Here is a 1,361-nt window from a genome sequence, read left to right on the forward strand (position 1 = left end):
GGTGCGCTTTCGCGTTCCGCGAAAGCTGGGTTCGACACTGTCGCATTCGTCCCACGTGATTGCGCGTGGAAAATGAGTCTCCATAGGCAGCAGCATCGCCAGCCATGGCTGGCGGGCCAAACAACATTCGTTATCTGAATGTATGGAGACACCCTCATGCAGCCCGCGAGTACGCCCCGTACGTTGTTCGACAAGCTTTGGCAAAGCCATGTTGTGGCGGAGACACCTGACGGTCCGACGCTTCTGTATGTCGACCGTCACCTCGTCTATGAGGTAACAAGTCCGCAGGCGTTCGACGCAATGCGCCTGTCCGGTCGCACCCCTTGGCGGCCCGACACGGTGCTCGCGGTAGCCGATCACAATGTTCCCACGCTGGCGGATGAGCGCACGAGCATCGATGCGATCGCGGACCCGCTTTCACGGATCCAGGTCGCGCAACTCGACAAGAACTGCAACGAGTTTGGCATCGAGTCTTACGGCATTCGTGACGCGAGGCAGGGCATCATCCACGTCGTGGGCCCGGAACAGGGGGCGACGTTGCCTGGCATGACGGTCGTGGCTGGCGATTCGCACACTAGTACGCACGGTGCATTCGCAGCGCTCGCATTCGGCGTCGGCACATCGGAGGTGGAACACGTGCTTGCGACGCAATGTCTGTTGGTCGAGCGGATGAAGTCGATGCGCGTCAACGTCGACGGCGAATTGCCGCCCGGCGTGACGGCCAAGGACCTCGTGCTCGCGATCATCGGGCAAATCGGCACCGCCGGCGGCACCGGCTATGCGATGGAGTTCGCAGGCGGGACGATCCGGGCGCTGTCGATGGAGGGCCGCATGACCTTATGCAACATGGCGATAGAGGCGGGCGCAAGGGTAGGGCTGGTCGGCGTCGACGACGTCACGATCGATTACGTGAAAGGGCGTCCCTTCGCGCCGGGAGAAGTGCACTGGGACGCCGCAGTGGCCTATTGGCGGACGCTTGTGAGCGACAAGGGGGCCCGCTTCGACAAAACCGTCGACATCAATGCCGCCCGGTTGCGGCCGATGGTCACCTGGGGCACGTCGCCCGACATGGTGGCCCCCATCGACGTGCCCGTACCGAATCCGGCAGATGAACCGGACCTCGTGCGCCGCACCAGCATGACACGTGCGCAGACGTATATGGGCCTCGAGCCCGGCACACCGCTAGAGCGCATCGCGCTCGACAAGGTCTTCATCGGCTCGTGCACAAACGCGCGCATTGAAGACCTGCGCGTGGCTGCTGCGGTCGTGAAAGGCAAGCACGTTGCGCCGAACATCCAGCTCGCGCTGGTGGTACCGGGCTCGGGACTCGTCAAGGCCCAGGCCGAAGCCGAAGGTCTCGA

Annotated in this window: 1 protein-coding gene; it reads left to right on the forward strand. The window is 63.3% G+C overall.

The window, feature by feature from the left end; all coding sequences use genetic code 11:
• Nucleotides 1–156: 156 nt before the first annotated feature.
• Nucleotides 157–1,361 (forward strand): 3-isopropylmalate dehydratase large subunit (gene leuC, locus KH616_RS25010; RefSeq protein WP_292254935.1); only part of this gene is annotated, 1,205 nt, incomplete at its 3' end.

The organism is Burkholderia sp., from assembly GCF_018375725.1.
Classification (GTDB): Bacteria; Pseudomonadota; Gammaproteobacteria; order Burkholderiales; family Burkholderiaceae; genus Burkholderia.